We start from the raw sequence: 25,848 nt of genomic DNA, 5'->3' as shown, positions 1-25,848 counted from the left end.
GGCCGGATTGCGGTGAAACGGAGCCGCCCGCTGGATCTTCCGATCCGGCGGGCGGCTTTTCCATTGCGGGAGTGCGGGATTACTTGTCCTGCGCGTCGCCTTCGGCCTCAGCGTCGTCCGAGCCCTTGAGGTCCCAGACCGCCATCATGGCGGCGATGCCCTCAGCGGCGGCGGTGTCCTGGGTCGATTCCTGATCGGACATTGCGTGTACCTCTTTCTGCGATTTCCGTAACGAAAGTTGATGCTACCGGCCCGAATTACTTGCGGCCTGTCGGGAAATGGCCTGCGGCAAGGCATTTCGCCAGAGTCGTGATGGCCATCACAGCGAGGGGCGTGCGGCCGGTCGGGGTTGCCCCAGCTTGTTCCGCATCGTATATTCCACGTGGAATATTTGGTACGGAGGATGTCGGTGACCGGCGCTAGCGTCGAACGGTCACGAGAACGGAGGCCCGGGTGGCGAAACAGCAGGCGATACCAGCGTTGACGCCCTTGGCGATCGCGGTGCTCGCGCTGCTCGAAGAACGGCCCATGCACCCCTACGAGATGTATCAGCTCCTGATCAGCCGCCACGAGGACGAGCTGGTGAAGATCAAGCCCGGGTCGCTGTACCACACCGTGGCCCGGCTGGCCGAGCAGGAATTGGTCCTGGCCGAGGGCACCGATCGCGCCGGCAACCGGCCCGAACGGACCACCTACCGAATCCGCACGGCCGGGCGCGCGGCACTGCGGGCCCGCATCTCGGAATTGCTGCGGCAACCGGTGAAGGAGTATCCGATCTTCCCGGTCGCGCTGGCCGAAGCGCACAATCTGCCCGCTGGCGAAGTCGCCGCCGTGCTGCGCGAACGTATCGCTTGGATCGAGAGCCGGATCACCGAACTCGAGGCGCTGCGCGAGTGGGCGAGCAACCGCCAGGTCCCCAGGCGGTACTGGGTGGCCATCGACTATGTCCACGACCTGTCCGTGACCGAGGCCCGCTGGCTGCGCGGCTTCATCGACGACCTGGACAGCGGCGCGCTGGAGTGGGAGCCCTTCGATGCCGAAGGCGAACGCCGCGCCATCCCCGAGGAAAACAAGGGCCATGACTGGGGCGCGGGCCTCACCGCCGAGGACCTGGCCGCCGTCCGCACCCACCACCCGAGATAGGAACCCGAATCCCATGTCCACTCAACGCAATCCGTGGCTGGCGCTATACGCGCTGGTCGTCGGGTTCTTCATGATCCTGCTGGACATGACCATCGTCGCGGTGGCAAATCCGGCGATCATGAAGGACCTGCAGGCCGATGTCTCCCAGGTCATCTGGGTCACCTCCGCCTACCTGCTGTCCTACGCGGTGCCGCTGCTGGTCACCGGCCGGCTCGGAGATCGCTTCGGTCCCAAGAACATCTACCTCGGCGGCCTGGCTGTGTTCACCCTGGCCTCGCTGTGGTGTGCCGAGTCGACCAGCATCAACATGCTGATCGCGGCCCGCGCCGTGCAGGGCCTGGGCGCGGCGCTCATGACGCCGCAGACCATGGCCGTCATCATGCGCACCTTCCCGCCGGACAAGCGTGGCGCGGCCATGGGCCTGTGGGGCGGCGTGGCCGGTCTGGCCACCCTGGTCGGCCCGATCCTGGGCGGCGTGCTGGTGGACTGGCAGGGCTGGCAGTGGATCTTCTACGTGAACGTGCCGATCGGCATCATCGCCTTCGCGCTGGCGTTCTGGCTGGTGCCGTCGCTGCCCACGCACGAACACAAGTTCGATCTGGTCGGTGTGGCGCTCTCGGCGATCGGCATGTTCCTGCTGGTGTTCGGCATCCAGGAGGGCAATACCCACCACTGGGACGCCTGGATCTGGGCCATGATCATTGCCGGTCTGGTGGTGCTGGCGCTGTTCGTGGTCAATCAGGCGCGCAATACCGGTGAGCCGCTGGTACCGCTGAGTCTCTTCAAGGACCGCAACTTCGCGCTGGGCAACTTCGCCATCGCGTCCATGGGCGCGGCGGTGACGGGTGTGTTCGTACCCGCCTACTTCTACCTGCAGCAGGTGCACGACCTGACGCCCACCCGCTCTGCCCTGGTATTCGCGCCGATGGCCATCCTGACCGGCGTGTTCGCGCCGATCATCGGCAAGATCTCGGACAAGACGCCGCCCCGCATCATCCCGACCATCGGCTTCGCGCTGTTCTCGGCGACCCTGTTCGGGTTCGCGGTGCTCATGAAGCCGGACGGCTCGATCCCGCTGTTCATGATCGTCGGCGGCCTCGCGGGTATCGCCAATGCCTGCATCTGGGCCCCGCTGGGCACCACCGCCACCCACAACCTGCCGGTGCAGCAGGCCGGTGCGGGCGCGGGTGTCTACAACACCACCCGTCAGGTCGGTTCGGTGCTGGGTTCGGCCGCGATCAGCGCGCTGCTGACGGCCCGTATTGCCGCACAGGGTCTTCCGAGCGGACCCATCGGTGAAGGCGGCGGCGGTAACGGCGGCCTGAGCCACATCCAGGACCCGCACCTCAAGGCCGCCCTGCTTGACAAGATCAGCACCGCGCTGGGTCAGTCCATGTACCTGCCCGCCCTGATCCTGCTGATCGGCGTCGTCGCCTCGGCCCTGTTCATCGGGTACGGCAAGGCGGCGAGTGGTCGGAGCGACGATCTGGCGAAGGCCGATATCGGCGCGCACTGATCGACCGGTGATCGAAAAGCGCTGTCTGCCAGATGTTTCCGGCAGGCGGCGCTTTTTTGCCGGGTCAGTGCAGCAGGCCCATGAGGCGGGTCCAGTCGAGGCTCGTCTCGATGGGAGGGTCCACCAGCGTCTCGCCGCCGGGGCATGAGCGGCCGGTGGGTCTCGCCGGAGCGGGGCGTACTCAGCCGATTCGCACTGTGAGCGAGGGATATCCGGTCGCGCCGTCCGGGACGACGTCCTGCTCCTTGTCGGTCTGAGTCTCCCCGGTGCCATCGGTCGCGCGCGCCCACACCGTGTGCACGCCGGTGCTGCCGGTGGCGTCCCAGTCGTAGGCCCACTGCACCCAGGTGTCGATGGACGGGGCCACCGCCAGCCGGGCGGGCCGCCAATCCCCCTGGTCGATACGGACTTCCACGCCGCGAATGCCGCGATGCTGCGCCCACGCCACGCCCGCGATGGTGACCTTGCCCGGGGCGATGGTGCCGCGGCCCCGGGGGGTGTCGATGCGGCATTCGGTCTTGATCGGCCCCTTGGCCGACCAGCCGCGCTTGGTCCAGAACGCCTCGGCGCGATCGAATCTGGTGATCTCCAGTTCGGTCACCCACTTGGTGGCCGACACGTAGCCGTACAGGCCGGGCACCACCAGCCGTGCGGGATAGCCGTGCGCGGTGGGCAGCGGTTCGCCGTTCATGCCGACGGCCAGCATGGCGTCGCGGCCGTCCATCAGCACGGCGAGCGGGCTGCCCGCGGTGAAGCCGTCGATGCTGTGCGAGAGCACCATGTCCGCGTCGGGATGCGGTCCGGCGGCGGTGATCAGCTCGTCGAGCCGATAGCCGAGCCAGCGGGCATTGCTGATCAAATCGCCGCCGACCGGATTGGACACACACGCAAGCGTGACCAGCCGTTCGATGGGGGTCTTGGCGGCGAGATCGGAGTAGGTCAAACGGATCTCGCGATCGACCATGCCGTGGATGCGCAACGACCAGTCGTCCTTGCTGACCTGCGGCACGGTGAGAGCGGTGTCGATGCGATAGAAGTCGGCGTTCGAGGTGAGATACGGCGTCAGACCCGGAATCCGCAGATCCGCGCCCGGCTCGATCGAAGGCTCCGCGCCGGTGGGCGTGGGTAGCTGCACATCCGCGCGCTCGGCCGACACATCTCGCGACCGCAGCCCGATGATCCGTCCCGCGATACCGCCGACCGCCGCGGCCACGCCCGTGATGACCATCCCGCGCACCACCAGCCGCCGCTCCACCGCCAGCTCGGCGGGTGAAAGCCGTTGCGGCTCGGATGTTTCCGCGTCCCGGGCAGTCGCCGCGAGTTCGCCGAAGCGGGTGATCCGGCTGGTCAGGCTGCGCAGCACCAGGATTCCGGCGATCATGCCGAGGATCGAAGGGAAGGCCCAGGTCCAGGCCGCATTGGGGCGACCGAGCGCGGCCATGGTGGACAACAACCCGAAGACGGCGAACAGGATGGACCCGAAGGGCCGTCGCTCCCGCTCCACGATCCCGGCGACCGCGGCCAGCACCACCGCAACCACACCCATGATCACGAACAGCAGCAGCTTGTCATTGGTGCCGACCAGGCCGATGATCCACTCCCGGAACCCGTCCGGCGTGTGGTCGATGATCCATGCCCCGACCGCCTGCAAGGGCGTGCTGTCGGGGCTGACCAGCACGGACACCAGCTCCGCCACACCCAGGGTGACGCCGCCGGCGACAATTCCACCGGCCGTCCGTAATCCGCTATCCGCCACGAAACCGACCCTACTGCGCGGGTCGGCTCGTGGAACGGCTCGAAGGATTACGGAAGCGTGACGCCGTCCTCAACGGCCCGGGTCCGCAGCGCCGCGGCGGCGATCACGGCCATGACCAGCAGGCTGCCGCCCGCCACCGCGAAGGCGTGGTGCAGGCCGGTCACGCTCAGGGCCGGTCCCGAATATGCCAGCGCGCCCAGGACCGCGACCCCGAGCACCTGCCCCAGCTGCCGCAGCGCATTGTGCACCGAGGAGGCCATGCCCGCGCGGTGCGGATGCACGGCGGCCAGCACGGTCGCGGTCATCGGGGTCAGGCACAGCCCGATGCCGAAGCCGCCCACCGCCAGCAGCCACCAGATCGAGCCGATGCCGGTGTCGCGCTGCACGGTCAGCAGGCCCGCGACGGCCAGACCACCAAGGGTCAGTCCGGTCACCATCGGAATCCGGGGACCGAAGCGGCCGACCAGTCGTCCGGACAGCGGCGTCGCCAGCGCGAACGCGACCCCGATGGCGCACACATCGAGCCCGGCCCGGACCGCCGAATGTCCCTGCACCTGCTGGAAATACGCGCTCAGGTACACGATCAGCCCGACGAAGGCGAAGAACGCCACCGCACCGGCCAGATTCGCGGCGACGAAGCCGCGGTGGCCGAACAGCGTGAGATCCACCAGCGGATCGGCGTGCCGCCGCTCCCAGCGCACGAACGCCACCGCGGCGACGGCGGCCAGCCCGAACGCGGCCAGAATCGGCGCGGAGGCCCAGCCCTGCCCGCGGCCCTCGATCAATCCGAACGAGAGCGCCGCGATGGCCGTCGTGGTCAGGAGCGCGCCCTGCCAATCGAACCGGCCGGTGGCCGGCGTGCGGGGCAGGCGCGGCACGACCAACGCCGCGACCGCCGCGAACACGGCGACCAGCGGCACGTTCAGCAGCAGCACCCAGCGCCAGCCCAATCCGGTCACGACGACACCGCCCAGAATCGGGCCCACCGCCAGCGCCAGGCCGGACGAGGTCGACCAGGCCCCGATCGCGACCGCCCGCTCCCGCTCGTCGGGGAAGGCGGCGCGGACGACGGCGAGGCTGGTGGGCACCAGCAGGGCAGGGCCGACGCCCTGAATCACGCGGCCCGCCAACAGCATCGGGACATTCGGCGCCAGGCCCGCGATCAGCGCGCCGAGTGCGAAGGTCAGCATGCCAAGGAGGAAGACGCCCTTGCGGCCGAATCGGTCGCCGAGTCCGCCGCTGAGCATCAGCAGGCTGGCGTAGACCAGAACGTAGGCATTGACGATCCACTCGGTCGCGGTGGCATCCGCGTGCAGGTCGCGGCCGATCGTCGGCAGCGCCACGCTCACGACGGTGGTGGACAGGACGGCCAGGAACTGACCGCCGGTGACGGCCACCAGCGTGATCCAGGGATTGGCTGCGGCCGTAGGAGCTTCGGGGCGGGCGGGAACGTGCAGTGCGGTCATATTTGAACGGTAAGGCGGCCTTCTCATAGCTTCCACGACCAAAAGTGCTATACACCAATGCCTCTAGAGTTATGAGCGTGGATCTACTGCAGCTGCGTTACTTCCGAATGGTGGCCCGCGCCGAGAACATCACCCGGGTGGCGGAGGAACTCCGGGTGGCCCAGCCCTCGCTGAGCCGGACCATCACCCGGCTCGAAAACGAGCTGGGCGTACCGCTTTTCGACCGGCAGGGACGGCGGCTGCGGCTGAACCGCTTCGGCGCGGCGTTCCTCGTGCGGGTGGATCGCGCCCTGGACGAACTCGACGGTGCCCGCCGGGAGCTCGATGATCTGGCCGGGCTGGAGCGGGGTGCGATCACGATCGGGGCGGAGAATCTGCGAGTCGTCCAGAACGTGATCGCGGACTTCCTGCAGGCGTATCCCGGCGTACGCGTCCAGCTTTTCTCGGGCACCGCCGCACAGGTGTCGGCCCGGCTGGCGGCCGGCGACCTCGACCTCGGGGTGGTGTCGCTGACGCCGGACACACCCGGCCTGGCCGGGCAGGAATTGCTGGACGAGGAAGTGCTACTGGCTGTTTCGCCCACACACCGGCTCGCCGGCCGGGATCGAGTCACGGTCGCCGAGCTGGCGACCGAACCCTTCATCACGACCTCACCCGACTACTGGCAACGCATCGTGCTGGATCGCGTATTCGCCCGCGCCGGGCTGCGCCCCACGATCGTCTGCGAGGGCGACGAGCCCTCCGCGATCCGCGGCCTGATCGCCACCGGCTTCGGCATCGGCCTGCTCCCGGCCATGGCGCGCGACTACTCCGGCCCCGCGGTGGCCTGGCTGCACCTCGACGACGTCTACTGCCACCGCACCCTGCACCTCGTCTGGCGCACGGATGCCTATCTGCCGCTGGCCGCCAGGCGTTTTCGCGAACTCGCGGCCGAACGCTTCGCGGAGGACCGGCCCGGCGGGCCGGAGTGAATCACATCAGCGCGTTACCGGTGTAGTTGATCATCCACGGCACCGAGAACTTGTCGGTGACCATGGCGAACGCCTCGGCCCACTGAACCCGGCCCAGCGGCATGGAAACGGATCCACCCGGCGCGAGCTCGTTGAACAGCCGCTCGGCCTCGGCGGCCGACTCGACCTCGACCTGCACGATGAAACCCGGCTTGGAGTTGTCGATCTCGCTGCCGGGCGGGCAGTCGGAGACCATGAGGTTATTGGTCTCGCTCAGCGGCAGCTGTGCATTGGCGACCCGGTTCAGCACGTCCTCGGGCATCTCCGGCGGGGTCTCACCCATGTCGCGGAAACGGACGATGGTCGCCTCGCCGCCGAAGACAGACTGGTAGAAGGTGATGGCCTCTTCGGCATTGCCGTTGAAGAGCAGGTACGGGTTCAGAGCGGGCACGGGTTCCTCCTCGATCGTTTTCGGGCAGGTGCGGCGGCACCCGGAAGGTAGGACGCGGGGGCCACGCCGAAATCATCGGCCTCCGCCCGGAGAATTCGGGTGAACCGGCGAGGAATTCGGCGAATCAGTCGGTGGCCCGGTGGCGCTGGTAGTAGCGGGCGACCCGGACCCGGTTGCCGCACCGCTCGGGCGAGCACCACTGGCGGCGCGGATGCGCGGGCAGGAAGAGCATGACGCAGTCCTCCGCACCACACTGCCGCAGGCGATCGATGGCCGGATCGGTGAGCAGGGTCGCGGCGGCATCGGCCAGATGCGCGGCCAGCCGGGCGCCCGGATCGCCGAGGCGCGCCACGGTTTCGGTGACGGCATCGCCGTTCCAGTCCAGGCGACGAATGGCAGGCGCGGCCGATTGCGCCTCGGCGAGGCCGCGCAGTGCGGCGGCCGGTGGGCGGCGGCCGTGCAGCATCGCGTCCAGCGCCACGGCGGTGTGGTCGCGCACCGCGTGGACGGCGGCCAGGTCGGCGCCGGTGAGGCGCTGCGGCGGCGGCTCGGGTAGGCGATCGGCCTCCAGGCGCAGCCAATCCGCCAGCTGCTCAGGGGTTTCCAGCAGGTCGGCACCGATGGGCCGGGTGTTCACCAGGTCCAGCGCGAGAGGTTCACCGATCAACGGTTCGAGATCAGCCACGTCGCTAATGCTACCTCGAGCCGTTGACACATTAGCCGGAGTCGGCGTAGAACTAATGCAACATCGCCGACAGAAAGCATGTGAAGCCATGAGCGTGCTCCCCCGGGTCCTGCACCCGCTCCCCACCGTCCGGCACGGCCGCCTCGAGGTCGATGGCGTCGAGGTCTTCTACCGGGAGTCGGCACCCGCCCGCGCGGACGCCCCGGTCCTGTTGCTACTGCACGGTTTTCCCACCGCGTCCCATCAGTTCCGCCGCCTCATCGACGCCCTGGGCGACCGCTACCGCCTCATCGCCCCCGACTATCCCGGCTTCGGAAACACCGTCGCCCCCGCGGATTTCGACTACAGTTTCGACCGCCTGGCCGACATCACCGAGGGTTTCGTTCAGCGGCTGGGCCTGACCAGTTTCGCCATGTACATCTTCGACTTCGGGGCACCCATCGGCCTGCGCTTGGCCACCCGGCATCCGGAGTGGATCACCGGTCTCATCGTTCAGAACGGCAATGCCTACGAAGCCGGTTTGTCCGAGGCCGCACAGGGTTTCGTCGCCCTGCGCCCCGACCACGAGGGCGACGAGGAGGTCATCCGCGGCCTGCTCACCCTCGAGGGCACCCGTGGCCAATACGAAACCGGCGTCGCCGACCCGGCCCTGCTCGACCCTGATGCCTGGACCCTGGACCAGCACTACCTCGATCTCCTCGGCCGCAAGGAAGCCCAGGTGGCCCTGGCCTTCGACTACAAGTCGAACGTGGCCCGCTACCCCGAATGGCAGTCCTGGCTCCGCACCTACACTCCCCCCACCCTCATCACCTGGGGCGCGAACGACCCCTTCTTCCCCGCCGTGGGCGCGCGCGCCTATCTGGCCGACCTCCCCGATGCCGAACTCCACCTGTTCGATACGGGTCATTTCGCCCTGGAAACCCATGTCTCCGAAATCGCCGGGCTCATCGCCGATTTCCTCGACCGCCTACCCACACCCGCACGGTGAGGCGCCGGACCCCACCCTGCCACGACGACAGGCCCCGCGCGGGCGGGGCCTGCCGAATGATGTTCGCCGCGTGGATCAGTGGGCCTCGCGGGGCGCGTGCGGAAGCAGGAAGGCCAGGCAGAAGGCCATGACGCCGAGCCCGATGCCGACGAGCGTGACGTGCTCCATACCGATCAGGGCATTGCCGCGCGGGGTGCCACCGAGGTGGGTGAAGCGGTTGAAGAACACGGTGCCCAGCACCGCGACGCCGAGCGCGCCAGCCAGCTGCTGCACCGATTCCAGCAGGCCCGAGGCCGAGCCGACCTCGTCATCCTCGATCTCGCCGATGATGATGCTGAACATCGGGACGAACACCATGCCCATACCGAATCCGACGATCAGCAGCGGGCCCGCCAGCTCCCAGGCGTTCAGACCGGTGCCGACCAGATGCAGCACCGCGTACTGGCCGGCCAGTCCGGCGGTCATGATGCCGACGCCCAGGTGCAGCACCTTGCGGCCCAGCTTCGGGGCCTCCGCGCCGATGGCGGAACCGAAGAAGGAGCCGAGCGCCCAGGCCGCCATGGCGATGCTCGCGCCGATCGGGCTGTAGCCGAAGCCGAGCTGCAGCATCAGGCCCAGGGCGAGCGAGAAACCGATGATACCGATGAAGAACACCGTCTCGAAAAGCACTCCGGCACTGTAGGAACGGCGGCCGAACACGCTCAGCCGCACCAGCGGGGTCCGGCCGGCAGCGGTCCGGAACCGCTGCTGCGCAACGAAGATCCCGAGCACCGCGACACCGATCACCGGCATGATCAGGCTCCAGGCCGGCCAGCCGTGCTCACGACCCTGCATGAGCGGATAGATCAGCAGCCCGACACCCGAACCGGCCAGGACGACGCCGAGCAGATCGAGGCCGCCGGTGCGGTCCCCGCCGCGCCGGGGCAGCGCCGCGATACCCCCGATCAGGGCGAAGAGCCCGAGCGGCACATTGATCCAGAAGATCGACCGCCAGCCGGTGCCGAGCAGATCCACCTTGATGAGCAGGCCGGCGACAATCGGCCCGAGAATGCTCGCGACGCCGAGGGTGGTGCCGAACGCCGCCCATGCCCTGGGCTGATCCGCGGTGTCCGGGAACAGATCCCGGATCATCCCCAGGCACTGCGGCACCATCAGCGCGGCCGCCGCGGCCTGCGCGACCCGCCCACCGATCAGTGCCTCCGGCGACGCGGCCAGCGAGCAGGCCACCGAGGCGAGCACGAATCCGATTGTGCCGCCGAGGAACATCCGCCGGCGCCCGAACAGGTCGCCGAGTCGCCCGCCGGTGAGCAACCCGACCGCCAGCACCAGCGTGTAGGCCGCAGCGATCCACTGCATCGTGGCGTAGGTGCCGCCCAGATCACGCCGGATCATCGGCAGCGCGACGTTCACGACATTGGTGTCGAGCATGTTCATCAGCGTCGCGCCGATGATCGCGGACAGCCCCAGCCACCGGCGGGCGGGTGCGGCGAGTGGAGTGGACACGGCGGTGACGGGCGGCGTGAGGGCGGTGGCGGTGGACATTGCGGGCTCCTTTCGATGGAGCAATAGTATCCATAATACTAGTTTCCAAGCAACTAGTTTCGAGGAAATGCCGGAGCGCGACTTAGGACCGGCAGAAGGACGCCGGACCCGCGAGCCGGGATCACGAGGCGGTGGGGCCGATCCCGTTGTCGCTCATGGCATCGATGCTTCCGGTAAACACCGGACCGCCACATCACGAGGATTCGTTATTCACCGGTGCACCCGGGCGTTACCCGCGAACGCGAAGGGGCCCGCGGAAATCCGCGGGCCCCTTGCCTTTCCGGATGTCTCCGGAGCCGATCAGGAGTTGTAGATCGCGTCCACGTCGGCCGCGTACTGCTTCATGACGACGGCGCGCTTGAGCGACAGCTTCGGGGTGAGCTCGCCGCCCTCCTGGGTCCAGTCGACCGGGAGGATGCGGACCTTCTTGATCGCCTCGGCGTGCGACACCAGCTTGTTGGTGGCCGCGACCGCGTCATTGATCTCGGCGACCAGGGCCGGGTTCTCGATGACGTGCTCGATCGGGGTGTCGGCGGGAATCCCGTTGCGCGCCTTCCACGCCGGCAGGGCTTCCGGGTCGAGGGTGACGAGCGCGCCGATGAAGGGTTGGCCGTCGCCGACCACCATGACCTGGCTGATCAGCGCGTTCTGGCGCAGCGAGTCCTCGAGCATGGCCGGGGAGACGTTCTTGCCGCCGGCGGTGACCAGGATTTCCTTCTTGCGGCCGGTGATCGCGATGAAGCCCTGCTCGTCGATGGCGCCGAGGTCGCCGGTCTTGAACCAGCCGTCGGCGTCGAAGGCGTCGGCGCTGGCCTCGGGGTTGTTCCAGTAGCCACCGAACACGACCGGGCCGCGGATGAGCAGCTCGCCGTCCTCGGCGACCCTGGCGCCGTGGCCGGGCAGCGGGCGGCCGACCGAACCGACCTTGATGAACTTGGGGGTGTTCACGCTGACAGCGGCGGTGGACTCGGTGAGGCCGTAGCCCTCGTAGATGGTGACGCCGGCGCCGCGGAAGTAGTGGCCCAGGCGCGCGCCCAGCGGGCCGCCGCCGGAGACGGCGGAATCGCACTGACCGCCCATGGCCTCGCGCAGCTTGGAGAAGACCAGCTTGTCGAACAGCATGTGCTGCAGCTTGAGCACGATGTTCGGGCCGCCGCTCTGCAGCGACTGGCTGTACTGGATGGCGATCTCGGTGGCGTAGTCGAAGATCTTGCCCTTGCCGCCGTCGTGCGCCTTCTGCTTGGCGCCATTGAACACCTTCTCGAATACGCGCGGCACCGAGAGGATGAAGTTCGGCTTGTACTCCCCGAACTGCTCGACCAGGGTGGACCAGTCGGCGGTATGGGCCACGGTGACACCGGCGTCGAAGGCGGCCAGCGCGACCGCACGGGCGAAGACGTGGGCCAGCGGCAGGAACAGCAGCGACTTGCGGCCGGGCTGCAGGAACTCGCTCATGGCGCTGCGGTCGGCGGCCGACTCGGCGTACAGGTTGGCGTGCGAGAGCATGACGCCCTTGGGCCGGCCGGTGGTGCCGGAGGTGTAGATGAGGGTCGCCGGGGAGGCGGCCTTCACCTGGGCGCGGCGCTCGTGCACGACGGCGTCGTCGAGGTCGGCGCCGCGGGCGACGAGGTCGGCGATGGCGCCCTTGTCGATCTGCAGGACTTCCCTCAGGCTGTCCAGTCCGCCTTCGATTTCCGCGATGGTGGCGCGGTGCTTGTCGTTCTGGACGACGGTGAGCTTGGTGGCCGAGTCCTCGAGGATCCAGCGCGCCTGCTCGGCGGAGGAGGAGTCGTAGATGGCGACGGTGCAGCCGCCGGCCGCCCAGATGGCGAAGTCGAGCACGACCCACTCGTAGCTGGTCTGGGCCATGATGGCGACGCGGTCACCGAGCTCGACGCCGGAGGCGACCAGCCCCTTGGCCACCTCGGTCACGGTCTTCGCGAACGTCGCTGCCGTGACGTCGTTCCAGCCGCCCTTGCCATCCGGGGTGTTGAAGACGACCAGGTTGGGGGTCTTCTCCGCGTGCCGGAACGCGCCGTCCGACATATTGGCGTTCTCCGGAATGGTGTAGGTAGCCGGGACTTCGAACTCTCGCATCGCTGCCCTTCCACAGTGGGTTTACTGGCGGGTAATTTACGCCACGCTCACGGGTAACTCCCGGCGGACCGCCCGAACCGGTGCTCGGACGGTCCCGCGTTATGTCTTCTCCCTATCCTATTGACCGGCTCTGCGCTGGTCGAAGGGCGTGCCGCAGGAACTGACCGAGCTCGACGGTCACCGCCGCGGCGGGGACCACGAGACTCGCCTGCAACTGGGCCACGTGCCACAGTCCGCGAGTCTCGGTGAACTCGGCCGGCACGCCGACCGCGCGCAGCTGCGCGACCAGCCGCGCGCACTGGGCGTGCAGCAGTTCGTCCACGTCGGCCTGGACATAGGTCGGCGGCAGCCCGGACGGGTCGGCGAGCAGCGGCGCGTAACCGGTGTCGGTGCCGTCGCCCGCACCCAGATAGGCGGCGGCACAGGCCCGCGACCACCGCTTGCCGATGACCAGATCGCGGTCCCGGACCGGCACCTCGTTCGGGTCGGCCCAGGGCGCGATCAGGCCGAGCGCGGCCGGAACCAGCCGGTGCCGGTCGCGCAACCGCAGCGCCAGCGCCAGCGCCAGCCCGCCACCGGCCGAATCACCGGCCACCGCAATGTGTTCCGGCCGATAGCCGGCGGCCACCAGGTCCAGGAAGGCCGCCTCGGCATCGTCGAGCGCCGCCGGGAACGGATGCTCGGGAGCCAGCCGGTAGTCCAGAACCTGGACGGCGCAACCGGTTTCCCGCGCCAGATAGGCCGCCAGCGACCGGTGCGTGGCCGGCGAGCAGACGGTGTAGCCGCCGCCGTGCAGGTACAGCACGGTGGCGTTGTCGGAGACCAGTCCGACCGTCACGCGTTCGGCCGGGCGGCCACCGAGTTCGACGTGCTCCACGCGGGTGCCCCGCGGCACGCGCTGCGCCACCGAACTCCAATCCAGCAGCGCCCGTTGGACACTGAACGACAGCCGGTGGTTGAGCACGATCCGGAAGAGCGGATTCAACGCGGCGCGGACGATGGGCAATGGCAGTGTCACATCGGGCATGACCGAGCGTCCTTCCTCTGTCACTGTCCTACGGCAGGAAGCGCTTCTGCACCACGGCGGAGATGCGCTGGTAGTACGAGGCGGTGGTGCGCACGAACAGGTCGAGAGCCTTGGCCTCCCAGCCGATGAGCACCCGGCCGTGACCCTTGCGGACGGCCTCGGTAATGGTCTGCGCGGCCATTTCCGGGATGTGCAGGGCCAGCTTGCTGTCGAAGAGGGCGGCCAGGTTCTTCTGGTTGAGGCCCTCGGAGACGGTGGCATTGCGGGCGACGGCGGTCTTGATGCCGCCCGGGTGCACGCAGGTCACCTTGACCGGGGTGCCGCTCATCAGCATTTCCTGGCGCAGCGCCTCGGTGAAGCCGCGGACCGCGAATTTGGCCGAGTTGTAGGCACTCTGGCCGGGGACCGCGATCAGGCCGAAGAGGCTGGACACGTTCACCACGTGGCCGTCGCCGGATTCGATGAGGAACGGCAGGAACGCCTTGGTGCCGTTGACGACGCCCCAGAAGTCGACGTCCATGATGCGCTCGATGTCCTTGAAGGCGGTGTCGAGCACATCGCCGTGGTGGGCGATGCCGGCATTGTTGTAGATCTGGTTGACCTTGCCGAAGTACTTCTTCACGTCATCGGCGTAGAGCAGGACGGCCTCGCGCTCGGCCACATTGATCCGGTCGGATTTGACCTTGACGCCGTACTTCTCGCAGCGTCGCACGGTTTCGGCGAGGCCCTCGTCGTCGATGTCGGACAGCGCGAGGTGCGCGCCGCGCCGGGCCAGGTTCTCCGCCAGGGCGCGGCCGATGCCGGAACCCGCACCGGTGATCACGCAGACCTTGTCCTTGAAGTAAGCGTCGTTGCTCACGGTTACCGCCTTCGGTTGTCTGGGTTGGGTGGACTAGACGGCCTGTGCGACAGGCTCGGTGGTCGTGTCGTAGGCCGAGACATCGAAGTGCTCGAGCAGACTGCGGAACCGGAAGGTGAAGTCCGGCCACAGCGTGGTGTTGTTGCCGTGCTTGTCGAGGTACCAGGAGGCGCAGCCGCCGGTGCTCCACACCGCACCTTCCAGTTTGCGCTGCAGGCCGGCGTTGTATTCGTCCTGCACGTCCTTGCGGACCTCGACCGTGCGCAGGCCCAGCTTGTCGAACTGCGCGATGGCGTCGGAGATGTAGTTGATCTGCGATTCCAGCATGAACACCATCGAGGTGTGCCCCAGGCCCACGTTCGGGCCCAGCATGAAGAACATGTTGGGGTAGTTGTTGATGGCCGAGCCCTTGTAGCCCTGCTGACCGATGGCCTCGAAAACCTCGGAGAGCGTGCGGCCGTCGCGACCGGAGACGGTGTCGTAGACCGGCGAGTCGGTGACGTGGAAGCCGGTGGCCACGATGATGGCGTCGACCTCGCGCTCGGTGCCGTCCTTGGTGACGATGGAGCCCGGGCGGATCTCCTTGATCCCGTCGGTCACCACGTCGACATTGTCGCGGCTCAGCGCCGGGTAGTACTCGTTGGAGATCAGCATGCGCTTGCAGCCGATGCGGAAGTTCGGGGTGACCTTGCGGCGCAGCTCCGGATCGCGCACCTCGGCGAACAGCTTGGCGCGGGCGACGGCCTCGAGGCCGAGCATGGCGGGCGGGAACTTGGCCAGTCCGACCACCTGGGTCTCGCGGGCGGCGTAGATCCCGGCGCGGTAGAGGCTGCGCAGCGCGGGAATGTGCTTGAGCGCGAACTTCTCCGGGGCCAGGTACTCGCGGTCGACGCGGGGCAGCAGCCAGGGCGCGGTGCGCTGGTAGACGTCGAGGTGCGCGACCTTACCGGCGATGCTGGGGACGATCTGAATGGCCGAGGCGCCGGTGCCGATGACAGCGACGCGCTTGCCGGTCAGGTCGGAGTCGTGGTTCCAGCGGGCGGAGTGGAAGATCTCGCCCTGGAAGTCGTTGATGCCCTTGATGTCCGGCAGGTTGGGCTCGCAGAGCGCGCCGACGGCGGAGACCAGGATGTCGGCCGTGAAGGGGCCCTGGCTGGTCTGGATCTCCCAGCGGGCGTCCTCGGCGTTCCACCGGGCGCCGGTCATCTCGCAGTCGAAGATGTGCTTGTCGCGCACGCCGTACGTGTCGGCGACACCCTGGATGTAGCGCTGGATCTCCGGCTGCTTGGAGAACGAGCGCGACCACTCCGGGTTGAGCGCGAACGAGTAGGAGTACAGCTGGGAGGGCACGTCACAGGCCGCACCCGGGTAGGTGTTGTCGCGCCAGGTGCCGCCGACATCGTTGCCACGCTCCAGCACGAGATAGTCGGTGCGTGCCTGCTGGCTCAGCCGGATGGCCAGGCCCAGGCCCGAGAACCCGCTGCCGACGATGATCACGCGGGAGTGCCGGACCGGCCGGTTGCCGACAGCTTTGTCTGTAACCTTGCGACTCATGTATCCGAGCGTAGGGTCTTATTGAGCGGGAGTCAACAGTATTGACTCACGTTCAGTAAGACATGACAAGATGGCCTAACGTTGGACCGATGACCAAGGAGCGCGCCGTGAGCAGCAGACCCGACAGCCGGGGCAAACGCGTGCGCCTGAGCCCCACCGAACGCCGCGAGCAGTTGATCACACTCGGCGCCCGCATGCTGCGTGAACGCGCCCTGGACGACATCTCCATCGGCGAGATCGCCGAGCAGGCCGGCATCTCGCGCGGCCTGCTGTTCCACTACTTCCCCACCAAGCAGGACTTCCACCTGGCGATCATCCAGCACGCCAATGCCGAACTGCTGGAACGCACCTCGCCCGACCCGAAGCTGGCGCTGTTCGACATGCTCCGCGACTCGGTCGAGCGCTACATCGACTACGTCACCGAGAACCGCACGTCCTACCTGGCCCTGCTCCGGGGCCCGGCCAGCGCCAGCCCCGAACTGGTCGCCCTGGTCGACGCCACCCGCATGGCCCTGGTGGACCGCATCATCGCCGCGGCCCCCATCCCCGCCGAGGACCCCGACCGCCCCCGCCTGGGCCTGGCCGTTCGCGGCTGGATCGCCTTCGTCGAGGAAACCACCCTGACCTGGCTCCGCGAGGAACCCATCACCAGGGAGTCCCTGGTCGACATGCTCGTCGCGTCCCTCCCGGCCCTCGCCCTCAACGCGGATCTCGCTGCGGCCCTGCGGCAATGACGCGGGAACCTAACGGACCCTGACCACGAGGGCGATGGCCGGCTCGTCCCGGTCGGGCCACCGCCCCGTCGTGGCGGCGACGATGAGCGCGGCCGCCAGTGGGCTGTGGACAAGGGTCAGCGCGCGATAGAGCTCGTCGACCGCTGTACATCCGGACGGTATTTCGGGTGCCGACATCGGTCACACCTCCCGTGCGTTTTGCCCCAGATCCATGATGGGGAGACTCCTCGAGCGTGACACGGTGCGGATGTAAGAAAGCCTGAAAAATCAGGTCTCTCAGAAGGATTTCGGGAATCACTCCTCCAATTCCGCGAATCGACGCAGTTTTTCGAGGTCCCGGACGTGGACGTGCCGGTTGTTCAGGCGCACCAGGTCGGACTCCCGCATCTCGCGCATGGCCAGTCCCACCGCGTCCACACCAGCGCCGACGAGATTGCCGAGCTCCTCGTAGGACAGTCGCACGGTGATCTCCCACCCCGCTTCCGCACGCCGCCCGCAGGATTCGACGAATTCGACCAGCAGGCGGGCGAGCCGGATGTGCACGTGGCAGCCGCCGAAGTCCAGGCGGCGCTGATCGGACCAGGCCAGCCGATCGGCCAGCGAGCGGCACAGCACCAGCGAACCGTCCGGATGGGATTCCAGAAACGCCATGAACACCGACCCCGGAATACGGTGCGCGATGGTGGCGGTGCACACCGTCGCGGTATTGGACCGTGGCGAATCCGGTACCAGCGCACCCAGTTCCCCGATCACGTCGCCGCTGACCCGGATCGCGAAGAGCTTGCCGTCGGCCGCGGTGATCTTCACGCACGCCGACAGCGTGCGATCCCGCGAGCGCAGCAGGTACACCGTGGTGCCCGGTTCGCCCTGGCGCATGAGCACGGTGCCCGGCGGGCAGTAGGTCTGCACGCCGAGCTGGAGCAGGTCCTGGCGGCTGCGCGCGCACAGCCGTTCCATGAAAGTCCCCGTAGGCCAGGGCCAATCGCCCAGATGCCCGCCGCCTGGTGGGTTCACAGTCGTATCCCGGTTCCGTACCGCCATGGGAAGCTGCCCCGATCCATCCACGGTAGGCGAGCGAAACCGGTTGCGACGCAGGGGACGCCGAGGTGTTACGGATTCACGACCGGGCGGGGGTCACAGGGCGTGCGCGTCGAGCCAGACCCGGGCGACCGCGGCGGGGACGGCGCCCTCGTCGCGGACCTGGTGGATCATGTCGGCCAGGTCGGTGGTGATGAGTTCGCCGGCGACATAGTTGAGCTTGCGGAGTTGCTGATCGGTCAGGGCGGATTTGCGGATGATCGGGAGGACCATCGCGGCGCGGAAGGCGTAGTCGGGGTCGGCGAGTGGAGCGAGGTCGGCGCCGCCGTCGGGGAGGAAGGCGGGCGGGCCGGGGAGAACGGCCAGCTGGATTTCCCCGTCGGAGAGGGCCTTTCGCAGGTCGGCGTCGGTGGCGAAGGTGACCGGGTGGGTGATCGCGCAGTGGTAGACGGTGCGCAGCGGGTCCAGGACGTCGCGTTGCGGGTCGAGCGGGGCGCGCAGAGCGTCCAGGGGCGCGCCGGTGTCGATACCGATGGTGAGCTCGGCGCAGCGCGCGCCCAGGTCCTTCAGCGAGGACGGCAGGCCGTCGGGGCGGGCGGCGGCGGCGACCACGGTGGGGCGCAGGTCGGTGCCGTCGGCGGCATCGGAGTCGACGACGCCCTGCGGAAGCGCCTTGGACAGAGCCGCATTCACGTCGTCCGGTTTCGTGACGGTCGCGGTGGAGTCCAGGGCGGTCAGCAGATCTCCGCTGACATCGCCGAACAGCGCGATCCGGTCGGCGTCGAGGGCCGCGAGCAGATCCGTGCGCTGTCCGATCCGATCCTCGACCCGGGTGCGCAGTCCGGTGCGGGCCAGCGCGCCCGCGTAGATCTCGGCGATCATCATCGATTCCGCCGAATTCCCCGCTCCCACGGTCAATACCGGTCCGGTGCCCGAGCTGCCGCAGGCCACCGCGGCCGCGGCGACCGCGACGACCAGCAGCGCCGACCCGAGGCGGGGCCGCCGCGCGCGGCGGAGCGGACGGGCGCGACGGCCGAGGGCGCGCGGTGCGGAGGAGTCTGTGCCGGACACGCGCAACAGTCTGCCGCCCCACCCCTCCCCCACGCGAAACCGACCCGCGCATGGGCGCACCGCGGAGTTCCGCGCAGCTCGAGCCGAGGGGTTCCGCTGCCGGAAACGGCCCGGCAGGATGGCTCGACCGTATCCGCCAAATGCACGAAACCGACCACAGGTAGGCGACGTTCGCAGGAACAGCCGGGCAATATGGACAGTTGAGTCTGTTTCAGGGGTGGAATCCGCCCCGCCCGCGCAGGCACCCCGCTCGGAAGGACGACAGTGCACTCGCTCATCACCACACGCGCCGACGGCAGGCGCACCGCCCGGACGGTACTCCGAATTCTGGCCGCGTCGGTGGCGCTGGCCGCGGCCATGGCGCTGTCCGCCTGTGGCGGCTCCAAGTCCAATCCGCTCGGCGGTGGCGGCGACTGCGGCAGCGACGCCAACAAGGTGACCGTCGGCTCTGCCAACTTCCCGGAATCCGAGACCGTGGCCGATGTCTACGCGGAAGCCTTGCGCACCAACGGTTTCGGTATCGACACCAAGCTCAATATCGGCAGCCGCGAAGCCTACGTCCCCGCGCTGAAGCAGTGCGCCATCACCCTCATCCCGGATTACACCGGCAATCTGCTGCAGTACCTGGACAAGTCGAGCACCGCCACCACCCCGGACGAAGTGAACGCGGCACTGGCCAAGGCGCTCGGCGATCAGCTCGCCACCGGCACCCCCGCGCCTGGTGAGGACTCCGACGCCGTCGTGGTCACCAAGGCCACCGCCGACAAGTGGAACCTGACGAGCATCGGCGATCTGGCGGCGCACTCGGCCGAGGTGAAACTGGCCGCGCCCGCGGAGTTCTCCGAGCGCCCCGGCGGCCTGCCCGGCCTGAAGAAGAACTACGGCCTGGACATCGCGGCCGCGAACTTCGTGCCGATCGCCGACGGCGGCGGCCCCGCCACCGTGAAGGCCCTGACCGACGGTCAGGTCACCGCGGCCGACATCTTCACCACCTCCCCCGCCATCGCCGCCAACAACCTGGTGGTGCTGACCGACCCGAAGCACAACTTCCCGCCGCAGAACGTGGTGCCGCTCTACAACACCGCCAAGAAGAGCGACAAGCTGACGAAGGTGCTCGACGCGGTCTCGGCGAAACTGACCACGGCCGAACTCATCTCGCTCAATACCGCCGTCTCCGGCAGCAGCAAGACAGAACCGGCCGCCGCCGCCAAGCAGTGGGTGGCCGCGCGGGGGCTCGACAAGCCGATCGCCTAGGGAGGGCCGAACACGGTGTCCGACATCGAATTCACCGGCGTCAGCAAGACGTATCCGGACGGCACCACCGCCGTCCACGACCTCGACCTGCGCATCGAATCCGGGTCGTTCACCGTGTTCGTCGGGCCGTCCGGCTGCGGCAAGACCACCTCCATGCGCATGATCAACCGCATGATCGGCCCCAGTACGGGCGTCATCACCGTTGGCGGGCAGGACATCTCGCGCAGCGATCCGGTCCAGCTGCGGCTCGGCATCGGCTACGTGATCCAGAACGCGGGCCTGCTGCCGCACCGCACCGTGGTCGACAATGTGGCCACCGTGCCGGTGCTGCGCGGACAGTCCCGCCGCGCGGCCCGCCGGGCGGCGCTCGAGGTGATGGACCGGGTCGGCCTGGATCGCGGCCTGGCGCAACGCTATCCGGCGCAGCTGTCGGGTGGTCAGCAGCAGCGCGTGGGCGTGGCCCGGGCGCTGGCCGTGGACCCGCCGATCCTGCTGATGGACGAACCGTTCAGCGCCGTCGACCCGGTGGTGCGCACCGAACTCCAGAACGAGATGCTGCGGCTGCAGGCCGAACTGCACAAGACCATCGTCTTCGTCACCCACGACATCGACGAGGCCATCAAGCTCGGCGACCACATCGCCGTGTTCGGCCCCGGCGGCTACCTCCAGCAGCACGATGTGCCGCGGACCGTACTCGCCAAGCCCGCCACCGATTTCGTGGCCGGCTTCGTGGGCCGCGACCGCGGCTACCGGGAACTGTCCTTCCGGACGGCCGATGCCGTTCCGCTGCACGAACTCTCGACGGTCACGCCGGACGAGGTGCCCGGCGTCCGGCTGGAGCAGGGCGAATGGCGGCTGGTCATCGATCGGGCCAAGCGGCCCCTGGGCTGGATCGACACCACCGGCGTGGAGGGCGTGCGCGCCGGGCACGCGCTGACCGACAGCATGGCCGCGGGCGGCTCGCTCTTCCCACAGGACGGCGATCTGCGCCAGGCCCTCGACTCCACCATCTCCTCGCCCTCGGAAATCGGTGTGGCGGTGGATGATTCCGGGGCGGCAGTGGGCGCGATCTACGCGCGCGACGTGCTCGAGCAGCTGCACCGGCAGCGCACCGCCGAGGACGCCGAACGCAATCGGGTCTTCTTCCAGGAGCCCCGGTGAGGTACCTCATCGACAATTTCGACGAGATCGCCGGATACGCCCGTACCCATCTGTATCTGGCCCTGCTGCCGCTGCTGCTGGGCCTGGTGATCGCGATCCCGGTGGGCGCGCTGGCGCATCGGGCGCGCTGGCTGCGGCGGGCCACCACCACGGCGGCCAGTATCGCGTACACGATTCCGTCGCTGGCGCTGTTCGTCATTCTTCCGCCGCTGCTGGGCCTCGGCGTCATCGATCCGCTGAATGTGGTTATCGCGCTGACCATCTACTCGGTGGCGCTGCTCATCACGGCGGTCCCCACCGCCCTGGATTCGGTGCCGGCCGACATCCTCGACGCCGCCGACGCCATCGGCTACCCGCGCTGGCGGCGGGTGCTCACCGTCGACTTCCCGCTCGCCCTACCGGTTTTCATCGCCAACCTGCGTGTCGTGGCGGTCACCAATATCTCGATGGTGACCGTCGGTGCGCTGATCGGTGTCGGCGGGCTCGGCAAGCTGTTCACCCAGGGCTATCAGCGCGACTACCCGGACGAGATCGTCGCGGGCATCATCGTGGTGCTGGCGCTGGCCCTGATCGTGGACCGCCTGCTGTACCTGCTGGGCCGGGTGGCGACGCCGTGGCGGAAAGGGCGCACGGCATGAGCGGTCAGGCCGCGAAGGAGGCAGCTCGCGTCACCACGCAGCGGCCCCGCCCATGCCGAATGGAGCCGGCATGAGCGGTCAGGCCGCGAAGGAGGCAGCTCGCGTCACCACGCAGCGGCCCCGCCCATGCCGAATGGAGTCAGCATGAACCTTTTCCTGGATGCCTGGCACTTCCTCACCGACGGCGCGAACTGGTCCGGACCGGCCGGCATCGGGCGCCGCATTCTCGAACACCTGTGGTACAGCCTGCTGGCCGTGGGCCTGTCGGCCGTGATCGCGGTGCCGATCGGCCTGCTGATCGGGCACACCCGCCGCGGGTCGGCCCTCATCGTCGGCTTCGCCAACTCCATGCGCGCGCTGCCGACGCTGGGCGTGCTGACCTTCGTGGTGCTGCTCATGGGCCTGGGCCTGACCCCGCCGCTGCTGGCGCTGCTCACCGTCGGCATTCCGCCGCTGCTGGCGGGTGCGTACGCGGGCATCGCGAATGTGGACCCGGTCGTGGTCGACGCGTCGCGGGCCGTGGGCATGAGCGAACCCCGGGTGCTGCTGCGGGTCGAGCTGCCCAATGCCATGCCGGTGCTGCTCAGCGGCCTGCGCGCGGCCACTCTCCAGGTGGTGGCGACCGCGACCATCGCCGCCTACGTGAACCTCGGCGGGCTGGGCCGCTACATCTTCGACGGCATCAGTCTCTACCGCTACGACAAGGTGCTCGTGGGCGCGATCCTGGTGGCCGCGCTGGCGCTGATACTGGACGGTCTTCTGGCGTTCGTGGTGTGGCTGAGCGTGCCGGGAACCGGCCGGTTGCGCCGCCTCACGAGTCGCTTCCAGCTCACGCATTGACCTTCCGGTGTGATCGGGGTCACGATGTCTCCTGGCACACCCATCCCGAGACAGGAGGTTGCAGTGAAGGCTCGCGACATCATGCACCGGAGTGCGGAATGCATCCCCGCCGATGAAACCCTGGACCGCGCCGCTCAGCTGATGCGCAACATGGATGTCGGCGCACTCCCCATCTGCGAGGGCGACACGCTGATCGGCATGCTCACCGACCGTGACATCGTCGTGCACTGCGTCGCCATGGGACACGACCCGAGCCGGGTTCGGGCCGGTGATCTGGCCCAGGGCCGTGTGTGGTCGGTCGACGTCGACACGGACTTGAGTACCGTCCTGGACGTCATGGAACAGAACCAGATCAAGCGCATGCCGGTGCTCGATATGCGCCGGGGTAATCAACTGGTCGGCATGATCTGTGAATCCGACCTCGCCAAGAGCATCGACGACAGGAAGCTGGCGGAATTCATTACCGCCATCGCGGTCCCGCACTAAAGACCTGGGAGGCGTCCCGGTTCGCAGCGGATTCACAGGCACAGGCCTGAGAATTGCCGGGTGCAACCGGGACGCATTCTTGTCATCGAAGACGCCGAGGCCATTCGGGCCGCGGTGGGAGCCGGACTGTCCGCCGCCGGGCACGAGGTGCTCACCCGTGCGGACGGCGGCCTGCTGGAACAGGACCTGGCCCAGTTCCGGCCCGATGTCGTGGTGCTCGATGTGATGCTGCCCGGCCGCGACGGCTTCGCCCTGCTGGAATCGGTGCGGGCCCGCTCGGCGGCCGGCGTGGTCATGCTCACCGCCCGCGACGGCGTCGAGGACCGGGTGCGCGGACTGCGCGCCGGCTCCGACGACTACGTGGTGAAACCCTTCGACCTCATCGAACTGGTGGCGCGGGTGGACGCGCTGCTGCGGCGGATGGGAAAACTCCAGAGCCGCATCGTGATCGGCGACCTCGAGGTGGACGTGGACGCCGGGGGCGCGCGGCGGGCCGGGCACGAGCTCACCCTCACCGCCACCGAATTCAAGCTGCTCGCATACCTGGCCGCGCAGCGGGACCGGGTGGTCACCAAGACCCAGATCCTCACGGCCGTCTGGGGATACGAGGACTACGACCCCAACCTGGTCGAGGTACATGTGAGCGCGCTGCGCCGCAAACTCGAGGAACACGGTGAGCGGGTGGTGCACACCGTGCGCGGCCTCGGATACACGCTGCGGGTGCCGCGGTGAGGACGGTCTCGCTCCGCGGCCGCGTAACCCTCACGGCCGCACTGGTTTCCGGCATCGTGCTGGTGCTGGTCGCACTGAGCGTGCACGCGCTGTTCGGGGTGGTGGTGACCCGCAGCGAGAACACCGTGCTCACCGACCGCGCCCAGCTGGCCAGACAGCTCGCGCAGGAAGGGGTTTCGCCGGAGGACCTGATCACCCGGGTGGACACGCATTCGGTGCGGGTCCGGCTGGTGCTGCCCGACGGACGCACCTTCGGCAGCCTCGAGCACCGGCTGGCGGAGGACAGCACCACCAAGACCCGCGTCATCAAACTCACCGGACCCGGGACGCTCAACGACGGCCGGCTCACCCTGCAGGTGGACACGCCGCTGATCGCCCGGGCGCAGTCGCGGCTGGGACTGCTGCTGACCCTGGCCACCATCGGGGCCATCGCGGTGATCGCGCTCGGGCTCTGGTTCGGGGTGCGCCGTGCGCTCGCGCCCCTGGACGCCATGACCCGGCTGGCCCGCGATATCGCGCACGGCCACCTCGGCCGCCGCCTCGAGCCATCCCGCACCGACACCGAATTGGGCCGCACCGCAGCCGCTTTCGACGAGATGCTCGATGCCCTGGAGGGCGCGCTGCGCGACACCGCCGCCGCCGAGGCCCGGGCCCGCGCCTCCGAACAGCGCATCCGGGTGTTCGTCGGCGACGCCGCCCACGAACTGCGCACCCCCATCACCGGCGTGCGCTCGCTGGCCGAGGCGGTGTTCCAGCAGCCCGCGGACACCGATCCCGAGGACCGCCAGCGCATGCTGCTGCTCCTGGTCCGGGAGACCCAGCGCGCGGGCCGCCTGGTCGACGACCTGCTGGACCTGGCCCGCATCGACGCCGGCCTGCAGCTCCGGCTCGAACCGGTGGACCTGTACGCGCTGACCGCCACGCATCTCGACCGGATGCGAATGCTGCACCCGCACACCGAATTCCGGCTCACCGGCGAGGCGGCCACCGTGCCCGCCGATCCCGAGCGCATCACCCAGATCCTCACCAACCTGTGCAGCAATGCCTGCCAGGCCATGAAGGACGACGGCAGCATTACCGTCGAGTTGCGCGCGTATGCCGATGCCGTCGAGGTCGTCGTCTCCGACAGCGGCCCCGGCATTCCGGTCGGGGATCGCGAGCGTATCTTCGACCGCCTGGTCCGTCTCGACCATGCCCGCCACCATCGCCCGGACGGTTCGGGTCTGGGCCTGGCCATCGCGCGCGGCCTGGCCCGCGCGCACGGCGGCGACCTGACCTGCGCCGACCCCGCCCCCGGCACGACCGGAGCCGTCTTCGTCCTCCGCCTGCCAAGCAGCACACCGCCGGCTCACCCGTGATCGCCGAGGTTGCCGACGGGTGGCTGAAGATCACCTGAAGATGGCCGGCCGATTCAGGCCGCCTTCAGCTTGCGCGGGCAGATTCGGTGGGGACCCCAACCCACGAACCTGGAGTGAGAATGAAACGCACCCTTGCCGCGGTCCTGGCCGGCGCCGCCGGAGCTGCCGCCATCGCCCTGGCCGTGCCGGGCACCGCCTCCGCCGACACGCCGCAGTGCAGCCCACAGGCCGCCGCCGCGGCCCGCGCGGACGCCGCCCCCAAGGTGGCCGCCTACCTGGCGCAGCACCCGGATGTGGCCGCCGAGATCGCCAAGGTGAAGACCCTGCCCGAGGACCAGCGCCGCGCCGAACGGAAGGCGTGGCGGCAGGCCAACCCGCAGGAGGCGCAGGACCTGAAGGCCGCGCGCCAGGCCGTCATCGACTACCACAAGGCTTGCGGCCACCAGAAGTAAGCCGTCATCACGTGCGGGCCCGGTCGAAATGACCGGGCCCGGTTCGTATT

General features: G+C 68.7%; 26 protein-coding genes. 13 read left to right on the top strand and 13 right to left on the bottom strand.

Going from position 1 to position 25,848, the window contains the following annotated elements; all coding sequences use genetic code 11:
• Positions 1-79 precede the first annotated feature (79 nt).
• A complete protein-coding gene (locus ACIRRA_RS23775) occupies positions 80-202 on the bottom strand; it encodes a hypothetical protein (RefSeq protein WP_402771821.1) in 123 nt (40 codons plus the stop codon).
• Between the two features lie 251 nt (positions 203-453).
• Here ACIRRA_RS23775 and ACIRRA_RS23770 point away from each other — a divergent pair, with 251 nt between their 5' ends.
• Together ACIRRA_RS23770 and ACIRRA_RS23765 are read left to right on the top strand one after the other, a co-directional pair.
• Entirely contained in the window at positions 454-1,143 is a 690-nt protein-coding gene (locus tag ACIRRA_RS23770; protein WP_402771819.1) for a PadR family transcriptional regulator, read from the top strand.
• A gap of 13 nt (positions 1,144-1,156) precedes the next feature.
• On the top strand, positions 1,157-2,659 hold the full coding sequence (locus ACIRRA_RS23765) for a DHA2 family efflux MFS transporter permease subunit (RefSeq protein ID WP_402771816.1): 1,503 nt from the start codon (positions 1,157-1,159) through the stop codon (positions 2,657-2,659).
• A gap of 181 nt (positions 2,660-2,840) precedes the next feature.
• Here ACIRRA_RS23765 and ACIRRA_RS23760 read toward each other — a convergent pair whose 3' ends face one another.
• Both ACIRRA_RS23760 and ACIRRA_RS23755 read right to left on the bottom strand, forming a co-directional pair.
• A complete protein-coding gene (locus ACIRRA_RS23760) occupies positions 2,841-4,415 on the bottom strand; it encodes a molybdopterin-dependent oxidoreductase (RefSeq protein ID WP_402771813.1) in 1,575 nt (524 codons plus the stop codon).
• Positions 4,416-4,462: 47 nt separating this feature from the next.
• Entirely contained in the window at positions 4,463-5,881 is a 1,419-nt protein-coding gene (locus ACIRRA_RS23755) for an MFS transporter (protein WP_402771810.1), read from the bottom strand.
• Positions 5,882-5,958: 77 nt separating this feature from the next.
• On the opposite strand from ACIRRA_RS23755, the gene ACIRRA_RS23750 reads away from it, so the two are divergent.
• A complete protein-coding gene (locus ACIRRA_RS23750) occupies positions 5,959-6,852 on the top strand; it encodes a LysR family transcriptional regulator (RefSeq protein WP_402771807.1) in 894 nt (297 codons plus the stop codon).
• A 1-nt stretch (position 6,853) separates the two neighbouring features.
• Here ACIRRA_RS23750 and ACIRRA_RS23745 read toward each other — a convergent pair whose 3' ends face one another.
• Together ACIRRA_RS23745 and ACIRRA_RS23740 are read right to left on the bottom strand one after the other, a co-directional pair.
• Positions 6,854-7,282, bottom strand: a complete 429-nt coding sequence (locus ACIRRA_RS23745; protein WP_402771804.1) for a VOC family protein — start codon at positions 7,280-7,282, stop codon at positions 6,854-6,856.
• Positions 7,283-7,406: 124 nt separating this feature from the next.
• Positions 7,407-7,967, bottom strand: coding sequence for a CGNR zinc finger domain-containing protein (locus tag ACIRRA_RS23740; protein WP_402771801.1), 561 nt, complete (start codon positions 7,965-7,967; stop codon positions 7,407-7,409).
• Between the two features lie 88 nt (positions 7,968-8,055).
• On the opposite strand from ACIRRA_RS23740, the gene ACIRRA_RS23735 reads away from it, so the two are divergent.
• Complete coding sequence (locus ACIRRA_RS23735; RefSeq protein ID WP_402771798.1) at positions 8,056-8,955, top strand: alpha/beta fold hydrolase; 900 nt, start codon at positions 8,056-8,058, stop codon at positions 8,953-8,955.
• A gap of 75 nt (positions 8,956-9,030) precedes the next feature.
• Here the strand turns inward: ACIRRA_RS23735 and ACIRRA_RS23730 are convergent, their stop codons facing one another.
• The 5 genes from ACIRRA_RS23730 to ACIRRA_RS23710 form a co-directional block, all read right to left on the bottom strand.
• A complete protein-coding gene (locus ACIRRA_RS23730; RefSeq protein WP_402771796.1) occupies positions 9,031-10,497 on the bottom strand; it encodes an MFS transporter in 1,467 nt (488 codons plus the stop codon).
• 300 nt (positions 10,498-10,797) lie between these two features.
• Positions 10,798-12,594: an AMP-dependent synthetase/ligase gene (locus ACIRRA_RS23725; protein ID WP_402771793.1), complete on the bottom strand. Its 1,797-nt coding sequence runs from the start codon at positions 12,592-12,594 to the stop codon at positions 10,798-10,800.
• A gap of 112 nt (positions 12,595-12,706) precedes the next feature.
• Complete coding sequence (locus ACIRRA_RS23720) at positions 12,707-13,621, bottom strand: alpha/beta hydrolase fold domain-containing protein (protein ID WP_402771790.1); 915 nt, start codon at positions 13,619-13,621, stop codon at positions 12,707-12,709.
• Between the two features lie 28 nt (positions 13,622-13,649).
• Positions 13,650-14,480 (bottom strand): SDR family NAD(P)-dependent oxidoreductase, encoded by an 831-nt coding sequence (locus tag ACIRRA_RS23715; RefSeq protein ID WP_402771787.1) that lies wholly within the window; start codon positions 14,478-14,480, stop codon positions 13,650-13,652.
• Positions 14,481-14,513: 33 nt separating this feature from the next.
• On the bottom strand, positions 14,514-16,034 hold the full coding sequence (locus tag ACIRRA_RS23710) for a flavin-containing monooxygenase (protein ID WP_402771785.1): 1,521 nt from the start codon (positions 16,032-16,034) through the stop codon (positions 14,514-14,516).
• A 107-nt stretch (positions 16,035-16,141) separates the two neighbouring features.
• On the opposite strand from ACIRRA_RS23710, the gene ACIRRA_RS23705 reads away from it, so the two are divergent.
• A complete protein-coding gene (locus tag ACIRRA_RS23705) occupies positions 16,142-16,768 on the top strand; it encodes a TetR/AcrR family transcriptional regulator (protein ID WP_402771782.1) in 627 nt (208 codons plus the stop codon).
• A 9-nt stretch (positions 16,769-16,777) separates the two neighbouring features.
• Here the strand turns inward: ACIRRA_RS23705 and ACIRRA_RS23700 are convergent, their stop codons facing one another.
• The 3 genes from ACIRRA_RS23700 to ACIRRA_RS23690 form a co-directional block, all read right to left on the bottom strand.
• Positions 16,778-16,945: a hypothetical protein gene (locus ACIRRA_RS23700; protein WP_402771779.1), complete on the bottom strand. Its 168-nt coding sequence runs from the start codon at positions 16,943-16,945 to the stop codon at positions 16,778-16,780.
• A 117-nt stretch (positions 16,946-17,062) separates the two neighbouring features.
• Positions 17,063-17,782, bottom strand: coding sequence for a Crp/Fnr family transcriptional regulator (locus ACIRRA_RS23695; RefSeq protein WP_402771777.1), 720 nt, complete (start codon positions 17,780-17,782; stop codon positions 17,063-17,065).
• A gap of 120 nt (positions 17,783-17,902) precedes the next feature.
• A complete protein-coding gene (locus ACIRRA_RS23690; RefSeq protein ID WP_402771774.1) occupies positions 17,903-18,877 on the bottom strand; it encodes a glycine betaine ABC transporter substrate-binding protein in 975 nt (324 codons plus the stop codon).
• Between the two features lie 357 nt (positions 18,878-19,234).
• Here ACIRRA_RS23690 and ACIRRA_RS23685 point away from each other — a divergent pair, with 357 nt between their 5' ends.
• The 8 genes from ACIRRA_RS23685 to ACIRRA_RS23650 all read left to right on the top strand — a co-directional run bounded on the left by ACIRRA_RS23685 (position 19,235) and on the right by ACIRRA_RS23650 (position 25,798).
• Positions 19,235-20,131, top strand: coding sequence for an ABC transporter substrate-binding protein (locus ACIRRA_RS23685; protein WP_402771974.1), 897 nt, complete (start codon positions 19,235-19,237; stop codon positions 20,129-20,131).
• 15 nt (positions 20,132-20,146) lie between these two features.
• Entirely contained in the window at positions 20,147-21,292 is a 1,146-nt protein-coding gene (locus tag ACIRRA_RS23680) for an ABC transporter ATP-binding protein (RefSeq protein ID WP_402771771.1), read from the top strand.
• Positions 21,289-21,930 (top strand): ABC transporter permease, encoded by a 642-nt coding sequence (locus tag ACIRRA_RS23675; protein WP_402771768.1) that lies wholly within the window; start codon positions 21,289-21,291, stop codon positions 21,928-21,930. The genes ACIRRA_RS23680 and ACIRRA_RS23675 overlap by 4 nt, the downstream gene beginning before the upstream one ends.
• A gap of 144 nt (positions 21,931-22,074) precedes the next feature.
• On the top strand, positions 22,075-22,770 hold the full coding sequence (locus ACIRRA_RS23670) for an ABC transporter permease (RefSeq protein WP_402771765.1): 696 nt from the start codon (positions 22,075-22,077) through the stop codon (positions 22,768-22,770).
• A 63-nt stretch (positions 22,771-22,833) separates the two neighbouring features.
• Entirely contained in the window at positions 22,834-23,256 is a 423-nt protein-coding gene (locus tag ACIRRA_RS23665) for a CBS domain-containing protein (protein WP_402771762.1), read from the top strand.
• Positions 23,257-23,316: 60 nt separating this feature from the next.
• Complete coding sequence (locus ACIRRA_RS23660; RefSeq protein ID WP_402771760.1) at positions 23,317-23,988, top strand: response regulator transcription factor; 672 nt, start codon at positions 23,317-23,319, stop codon at positions 23,986-23,988.
• On the top strand, positions 23,985-25,346 hold the full coding sequence (locus ACIRRA_RS23655; protein ID WP_402771757.1) for a sensor histidine kinase: 1,362 nt from the start codon (positions 23,985-23,987) through the stop codon (positions 25,344-25,346). The genes ACIRRA_RS23660 and ACIRRA_RS23655 overlap by 4 nt, the downstream gene beginning before the upstream one ends.
• A gap of 119 nt (positions 25,347-25,465) precedes the next feature.
• Complete coding sequence (locus ACIRRA_RS23650) at positions 25,466-25,798, top strand: hemophore-related protein (RefSeq protein WP_402771754.1); 333 nt, start codon at positions 25,466-25,468, stop codon at positions 25,796-25,798.
• Positions 25,799-25,848 lie beyond the last annotated feature (50 nt).

The organism is Nocardia sp. NPDC101769, assembly GCF_044766925.1.
Taxonomy (GTDB): domain Bacteria; phylum Actinomycetota; class Actinomycetes; order Mycobacteriales; family Mycobacteriaceae; genus Nocardia.
The sequence above is the reverse complement of the archived record's forward strand: the minus strand, read 5'-3'. Positions and strand labels throughout refer to the sequence as shown.

Excerpts from the sequence above, each read along its gene's own strand:
- ACIRRA_RS23765 (WP_402771816.1), top strand. The coding sequence starts at position 1,157 with ATGTCCACTCAACGCAATCCGTGGCTGGCGCTATACGCGCTGGTCGTC.
- ACIRRA_RS23755 (WP_402771810.1), bottom strand. The coding sequence starts at position 5,881 with ATGACCGCACTGCACGTTCCCGCCCGCCCCGAAGCTCCTACGGCCGCA.
- ACIRRA_RS23685 (WP_402771974.1), top strand. The coding sequence starts at position 19,235 with ATGGCGCTGTCCGCCTGTGGCGGCTCCAAGTCCAATCCGCTCGGCGGT.
- ACIRRA_RS23735 (WP_402771798.1), top strand. The coding sequence starts at position 8,056 with ATGAGCGTGCTCCCCCGGGTCCTGCACCCGCTCCCCACCGTCCGGCAC.
- ACIRRA_RS23720 (WP_402771790.1), bottom strand. The coding sequence starts at position 13,621 with ATGCCCGATGTGACACTGCCATTGCCCATCGTCCGCGCCGCGTTGAAT.
- ACIRRA_RS23775 (WP_402771821.1), bottom strand. The coding sequence starts at position 202 with ATGTCCGATCAGGAATCGACCCAGGACACCGCCGCCGCTGAGGGCATC.
- ACIRRA_RS23725 (WP_402771793.1), bottom strand. The coding sequence starts at position 12,594 with ATGCGAGAGTTCGAAGTCCCGGCTACCTACACCATTCCGGAGAACGCC.
- ACIRRA_RS23650 (WP_402771754.1), top strand. The coding sequence starts at position 25,466 with ATGAAACGCACCCTTGCCGCGGTCCTGGCCGGCGCCGCCGGAGCTGCC.
- ACIRRA_RS23710 (WP_402771785.1), bottom strand. The coding sequence starts at position 16,034 with ATGAGTCGCAAGGTTACAGACAAAGCTGTCGGCAACCGGCCGGTCCGG.
- ACIRRA_RS23730 (WP_402771796.1), bottom strand. The coding sequence starts at position 10,497 with ATGTCCACCGCCACCGCCCTCACGCCGCCCGTCACCGCCGTGTCCACT.
- ACIRRA_RS23700 (WP_402771779.1), bottom strand. The coding sequence starts at position 16,945 with ATGTCGGCACCCGAAATACCGTCCGGATGTACAGCGGTCGACGAGCTC.
- ACIRRA_RS23670 (WP_402771765.1), top strand. The coding sequence starts at position 22,075 with ATGAACCTTTTCCTGGATGCCTGGCACTTCCTCACCGACGGCGCGAAC.